The organism is Nonomuraea sp. NPDC049784 (assembly GCF_040659615.1).
Lineage (GTDB): Bacteria > Actinomycetota > Actinomycetes > Streptosporangiales > Streptosporangiaceae > Nonomuraea.
Genome location: NZ_JBFAMX010000597.1, coordinates 1 through 6,340, shown reverse-complemented (window position 1 = coordinate 6,340; position 6,340 = coordinate 1). Strand labels below are relative to the sequence as shown.

Sequence of the window (6,340 nt, the reverse complement as noted above, 5' to 3'; positions counted from 1 at the left end):
GGAGACGACGGCGACCGCGCGGTCGTGGTCGGTCGCGCTCACCTCGACGGCGTTGGCCCCGCACAGCTCGATCAGCTGTAGGACGGCCGCCTTCGCCTCGGGGCCGGACTCCTCGGTGGGGCAGAGCGCCCACGGCCGGCCCAGGAACAGGTCCGCCCTGGCCGCCCCCGGACCCGACTTCTCACGGCCTGCGAGAGGGTGGGAGGCCACGTAGGAGGCCAGGTCGCAGCCGAGCTGCGCGGCCCGATCAAGGGGCTCGACCTTCACGCTGGCGACGTCGGTGTAGAACCTGGCGGCGCCGATCCGCTGCAGCTCCAGCAGCTCGGTCGCCACGTGGGCGGGAGGAACGGCGATGACCGCCAGATCTACCTGCTCGGAAGGCCCCTCGCCCGGCTGCCACTCCTCGCCCGCACCGAGCTCCCGTGCCAGCCGTACGGCGCCCTGGTCACGGTCGGCGAGCAGCACGCGTACTCCGCGCTTGCGCAGCGCCAGGGCCGCGGAAGTGCCGATGAGACCGGTGCCGACGACGAGCACGGTACGAAGTTCCATCTCGATGTCCTGATTTATCCGGCTATTGGAGGGTGTTGGAGTGTTAGGTGTTTCGTGGTGCGCTTTCCAGGTGCTTACTGCGCGATATCCTGCCGCAACGCCACTGCGCCACGCAGGTAAATGTGCTGAATCTCGGACCGCGGGCGGTCGGTCTCGACGTGGGCCATGAGCCGCACCACGCGGGGCAGCGCGCCCGGCACGGCGATCTCGGTGCAGCAGATCAGCGGCACCTCGTGAAATCCCAGCTTACGCGCCGCGAGCGCCGGGAACTCTGCCGTCAGGTCGGGCGTGGCCGTGAACAGCACGCTGATCACGTCGTCCGTGGTCAGCCGGTTACGCTCCATGAGCGCATTGACCAGCTCGGTCGTGCCCGCGATGATCGAGTCGCGGTCGTTGGCGTCCACCTGGATCGCCCCACGGATCGCGCGCACCATGTGGTTCGTCCCCTTCTATAGCGGGAGAGCCCGTGCGGAGGTTCGCACGGGCTCCTGCGTTCAGCCAGATTACAGCTTCACGGCAGCGTAAAGTTCGCCGACCTCCGTCAAGGTCAGCGCTCTGACCGTCCCAGGCTTGGTACGGCCCAGCTTCACCGGACCGAACTCGATCCTGGCCAGGTCGATCACCCGGTGTCCCGCCTCCTCCAGCATGCGCCTCACGACGTGCTTGCGGCCCTCATGCAGGACGACCTCGACCAGCGCCTGCTGGCCGTGCTCCTGCACGATGGCGAAGGAGTCGGCCCTGACGAGGCCGTCCTCCAGCTCGATGCCCTGCTTGAGCCTGCGCCCCAGGTCCCGCGGGATCGGGCCCGGCACCTTGGCCCAGTACTTCTTCTGCACGCCGTAGCTGGGGTGCGTCAGCCTGTTGGCCAGCTCGCCGTCGTTGGTGAGCAGCAGCAGTCCCTCGGTCTCGGTGTCGAGCCGGCCCACGTGGAACAGCCTCGGCGCCAGCTCCTCGACGAAGTCGGCCAGGCACGGCCGGCCCTGCGGGTCGTTCATGGTGGAGACGACGCCGATGGGCTTGTTCAGGGCGTAGTAGACGAGGTCGGGAGCGGTGGGGATGCGCTTGCCGTCCACGTGGATGACCTGCGTCGCCGGGTCGACCTTGGCGCCGAACCGCCGTACGACCTGGCCGTTCACGGTGACCCTGCCCTCGCCGATCATCTCCTCGCACGCCCTGCGGCTGGCCACGCCCGCCTGGGCGAGCACCTTCTGGAGCCGCACCCCGTTGGGGACCTCGGTGGTGTCGCGCTCGTCGGTGTAGCCCTCGGGGTAGAGGTCGCGGTCGCGGATGGGCTGGCGCGCGGCCTTCACACGGTCGCGCTGGGGGCTGCCGCTTCCGATGGTCTGTACGTCGTCGCGCCGGGCCGGACGCGGGGCCCGCTCGGTCCGGGCGTCGGTGTCGCGCTTGCCGTACCTGGAGCGAGTGGAGGCCGGGGCGGCGCCTTCCCTGCGCCCGCTCCGATCGGCCCGGAACCCGCCGCGCTCCTCACGCCGCCCGGCACCGGAGTCACCGCGCTCGTCACGACGCCCGGCACCGTAGCCGCCGCGCTCGTCACGGCGGCCGGCACCCGAGCCACCGCCGCGCTCGTCACGACGCCCAGCGCCGTAACCGCCGCGCTCGTCACGACGCCCAGCGCCGTAACCGCCGCGCTCGTCACGACGCCCAGCGCCGTAACCGCCGCGCTCCTCGCGACGCCCAGCGCCGTAAGCGCCGCCACGCTCATTGCTGGACTCGTCACGCCGTCCGGCGGAGTAACCTCCGCCGCGCTCGTCACGACGCCTCGCGCCGTAACCGCCGCCGCCGCGCTCGTCGTCGCGGCGCTCGGTGCGGTATCCGCCTCGGTCGTCGCGGGGCCGCTCGTAGGACTCGCGCTGGCGCTCGTCGCGCCCGTAACGGCCCTCACGGTCGCCGTAACGGCTCCCACGGTCGTCACGCGGGGCCTCGCGGTCGTCGCGCCGGTCCGTGCGGTCGTCGCGCCGGTAACCCTGATCGCGCTGGCCACGCGAGGACCTCTCCTCGCGGGCACCGGACCCGTACCGGGCACGCGACCCGCTCCGGTCGGCGCGAAGGGAATCACCGGAACCGCCGCGGAAGTCGTCGCGCCGGCCCCCACCGCGGGAGTCGCCCCGGGCGTCGTTGGAACGGGAACCCGAACCGGAGTCGGAACGGAAGGCGGGACGTCCGCCGCGGCCCTGACTCGAGCCGCCGGTACGTCCGCGACCGCGTCCATCACCGGACGGGGTGCTTCGCCTGTTGATCACTTTGTTGTCTCCTCGAGGTTTTCCACGTCGTCAGGGAGGAAGGGCGCGAGCTCGGGGAGCTCGCTGAGGTCCCGCAGTCCCAGACGTTCAAGGAAGTATGAGCTTGTCCGGTAGAGCACTGCCTGGCTCTCCGGGTCGGTGCCGGCCTCCTCGACCAGCCCTCTCGCGACGAGCGTCCGCATGACGCCGTCGCTGTTGACGCCGCGCACCGCGGCTACGCGAGCCCGGCTCACCGGTTGCCGGTAAGCCACGACCGCGAGTGTTTCCAGTGCGGCCTGGGTCAGTCGCGACTGCTGGCCGTCGCGTACGAACCGCTCGACCAGGGCCGCGCAGTCGGCCCGCGTGTAGAACCGCCAGCCGCCCGCGACTTCTCGCAAGTCAAAACCCCGGCCGGCAGCGGTGTATTCCGCCGCCAGCCCCCGCAACGCCGCAGCGACTTCGTGGGTGGGCCGCTCCAGCACCTGAGCCAGAGTCACCTCGGCGACGGGTTCGTCAACCACCAGCAGGATAGCCTCCAGCGCCGCCTCCAGCGCCGGCCCCTCCCCGCGCTCCGGGGCGTCCACGTCCTCGGACGCGCGCGTCACGCCGAACTCCGCCGCACCACGACCCGCCGATCCGGCGCCCGAGGGATCCGGCGCATGGGCGGCATCGGAGGCACTCACGGCCGGGGCCGCCTCCGACACATCCACGTCCTCCGACGCGCGTGCTGCGCCGAGCTCCGCCGGAGCGACGGCGGAAGCATCCACGGCCGGGCCGGCGCCCACGCTCGACTCCGCCACACCACCATCCACGGAGCCGCTGTCCGGCGCCGGGGTGGGCGTCTCGTCGGAAGACGGCGAGACGTCATCCAACGGTGCGTCGTCCTCAGCCGCCTCATCCTCCACAGCCGGGGCGGAGGGCTGGGCGAGGGAGCCCGGGAGGCTCATCCAGGCGGGCAGCGGCGGATCAGAGTCAGGGGATCGGCGAGGGGTGGGCAGTGGGTTGTCAGTCATTGCGTGGTTTCTCCGCGGATTCCTCGTAATCGTCGCCCACCGCGACGTCGCCGTCGTCAGCGCCGGTCCAGGTTACGTGCAAGTCCCCCAACGCCTCGACTTGCTCGAACGTCACCGCCGACTCCCGGAAGAGCTCCAGCACGGCCAGGAAGCGGGCGATGACCTCGAAGGTCCCCTCGCAGTCGGCCACGAGCGCCCGGAAGGTGGCGCGCCGGAGCCGGCGCAGGTGCATGACCAGGATGGCCGCCTGCTCCTTGACGCTCGCCAGCGGCTGGTAGATGTGCCCGACGCTGACGATGGGGGGCAGCTTGGGGGTGAAGGCCTTGGCTGCGATCTTGGCGAGCTGCTCGGGCCCGATGCCCAGGATGAGCTCGGGCAGCAGGTTGGCGAACTGCTGCTCCATCGGCACCGTACGGGGAAAGCGCAGCGCCTCCTCCGCCATCCGCCCCGCGAAGAGCTTCGCCACCTCCTTGTATGCCTTGTACTGCAGCAACCGCGCGAACAGCAGGTCCCTGGCCTCCAGCAGCGCCAGGTCCTCCTCGTCCTCGACCTCGCCAGAAGGCAGCAGCCGGGCCGCCTTCAGGTCCAGCAGGGTAGCCGCGACCAGCAGGAAGTGGCTGGTCTGGTCGAGGTCCCACTCGGGCCCGCGCGAGCGGATGTAGGCGATGAACTCGTCCGTGACCTTGGAGAGCGAGACCTCGGTGATGTCCAGCTTGTGCTTGGCGATGAGGCCAAGGAGCAGGTCGAAGGGCCCTTCGAAGACGTCCAGGTGGACCTGGAACCCTTGAGGCTGCTCGGCTTCGGTCACCTGGCCATTGTGGCAGGCGCAGGCCAGCGCGAGAGCACTTCGCGGGCCAGCTCACGGTAGGCGTTCGCGCCGAGCGAGGACGGGTCGAAGGTGGTGATGGGCTCGCCGGCGACCGTCGCGTCGGGGAAGCGGACCGTACGGTTGATCACCGTGTGGAACACCTTGTCGCCGAACGCCTCCACCACGCGGGCCAGCACCTCGCGCCCGTGCAGGGTGCGGGCGTCGTACATGGTGGCCAGCAGTCCCTCGATCTCCAGGTCCTCGTTGAGCCGCTCCTGGACCTTGGAGATCGTGTCCATGAGCAGCGCCACGCCGCGCAGCGCGAAGAACTCGCACTCCAGCGGCACCATCACGCCGTGGGCGCACGTCAGCGCGTTGATCGTGAGCAGGCCCAGCGACGGCTGGCAGTCGATGAGACACACGTCGTAGTGCGGCAGCAGCGGCTTGATCACCCGGCCGAGCACTTGCTCACGGGCGACCTCGGTGACGAGCTGCACTTCGGCGGCCGACAGGTCGATGTTGCTGGGCAGCAGGTCGAGGCCCTCGACGCCGGTCTCCAGGAGCACGTCCTCGGCGGTGACGCCCCGCTCCATCAGCAGGTTGTAGACGGTCAGGTCAAGCTGGAGCGGGTTGATGCCCAGGCCGACCGAGAGCGCGCCCTGCGGGTCGAAGTCGACCAGCAGCACCTTGAGGCCGCATTCGACGAGCGCGGCCCCCAGGTTGATGGTTGTCGTGGTCTTGCCGACGCCACCCTTCTGGTTGACCATCGCGACCACGCGCGCCGGGCCGTGCACCGAGGGCGGCACCGGCTCGGGGAACACGGGTCTGGGCCGCCGCGTGGGCCCCAGGTTGACGCCGTTGGAAGGCGTGTTGGTCTTCGTGTCGCCCCAGGGGTTGTCGGGGGTCCCCGGGGTCGAACCCTTGGTCGTCACAGTCACCAGCTCGAACCTCCCTGACGATCCCGAACCGGACCGTCCGGACGGACACTATGGCGTCGCCACTTTATGCGGCAAGGCGGCACGCCGAGGGCGCCGCACGTCGCAAAAGACTATAGATCACTGCCGGGCACGCGGATGCGCGGCGGCATAGACCTCGCGGAGCTTGTCGACCGTGACCAGTGTGTAGACCTGCGTGGTCGTCACGGAGGCGTGGCCGAGCAGTTCCTGGACCACCCTAACGTCAGCGCCGCCGTCCAAGAGATGGGTTGCGAAGGAATGGCGAAGAACGTGGGGACTTATCCTGGCGAGTCCGGCACGTTCGGCGGCGGCCTGGAGCACCTCCCACGCTCCCTGCCTGGTCAGGCGGCCTCCCCTGGCGTTCAGGAACACGGCGGGAGTGCCGCGTCCGTGCGCGAGCAGCCCTGGACGGGCCCGTACGAGGTACGCGTCGAGCGCGGAGCGGGCGTAGCGGCCCAAGGGCACGACGCGTGTGCGGCCACCCTTGCCGCGCAGGCGCACCTGGTCGTCCTCGAGGTCGTCCACCGCCAGCCCCACGGCCTCGGAGATGCGGGCGCCGGTGCCGTACAGAACCTCGAGCAGGGCGCGGTTGCGCAGCGTGAGGGGCGCGCCGTCGGGGCCGGAGGCGGCGATCAGCCGCTCGACCTCGTCCACGGCGATGGCCTTGGGGAGCCTGCGGAGCTGGCGCGGCGGACGTACTTCGTGGGCGGGGTCGTGGGCCGTGACGCCTTCACGCAGAGCGAAACGGTGCAGCCCGCGCACGGCGGATACGGC

At 70.6% G+C, this 6,340-nt stretch carries 7 protein-coding genes; all 7 read right to left on the bottom strand.

Going from position 1 to position 6,340, the window contains the following annotated elements; all coding sequences use genetic code 11:
- Positions 1-549 (bottom strand): prephenate dehydrogenase/arogenate dehydrogenase family protein (locus AB0J09_RS52995; RefSeq protein WP_360709643.1); only part of this gene is annotated, 549 nt, incomplete at its 3' end.
- A 74-nt stretch (positions 550-623) separates the two neighbouring features.
- The gene (gene aroH, locus AB0J09_RS52990) at positions 624-983 is read right to left on the bottom strand and encodes a chorismate mutase (RefSeq protein ID WP_360709641.1); all 360 of its coding nucleotides are present in this window, start codon (positions 981-983) and stop codon (positions 624-626) included.
- A 69-nt stretch (positions 984-1,052) separates the two neighbouring features.
- The gene (locus tag AB0J09_RS52985) at positions 1,053-2,810 is read right to left on the bottom strand and encodes a pseudouridine synthase (protein WP_360709639.1); all 1,758 of its coding nucleotides are present in this window, start codon (positions 2,808-2,810) and stop codon (positions 1,053-1,055) included.
- A complete protein-coding gene (scpB, locus tag AB0J09_RS52980) occupies positions 2,807-3,373 on the bottom strand; it encodes an SMC-Scp complex subunit ScpB (RefSeq protein ID WP_360709645.1) in 567 nt (188 codons plus the stop codon). Before scpB ends, AB0J09_RS52985 begins: the two co-directional genes overlap by 4 nt.
- A 421-nt stretch (positions 3,374-3,794) precedes the next feature.
- Positions 3,795-4,610, bottom strand: a complete 816-nt coding sequence (locus AB0J09_RS52975; protein ID WP_360709637.1) for a segregation/condensation protein A — start codon at positions 4,608-4,610, stop codon at positions 3,795-3,797.
- Positions 4,607-5,548 carry a ParA family protein gene (locus tag AB0J09_RS52970; RefSeq protein WP_360709635.1) on the bottom strand — a complete coding sequence of 314 codons (942 nt, stop codon included), beginning with the start codon at positions 5,546-5,548 and terminating at the stop codon, positions 4,607-4,609. The genes AB0J09_RS52975 and AB0J09_RS52970 overlap by 4 nt, the downstream gene beginning before the upstream one ends.
- A gap of 117 nt (positions 5,549-5,665) precedes the next feature.
- On the bottom strand, positions 5,666-6,340 hold a 675-nt coding region (locus AB0J09_RS52965; protein ID WP_360709633.1), incomplete at its 5' end, for a tyrosine recombinase.

Bases quoted from the DNA above. Each gene is read 5' to 3' on its own strand.
- aroH (WP_360709641.1), bottom strand. From the start codon at position 983: ATGGTGCGCGCGATCCGTGGGGCGATCCAGGTGGACGCCAACGACCGC.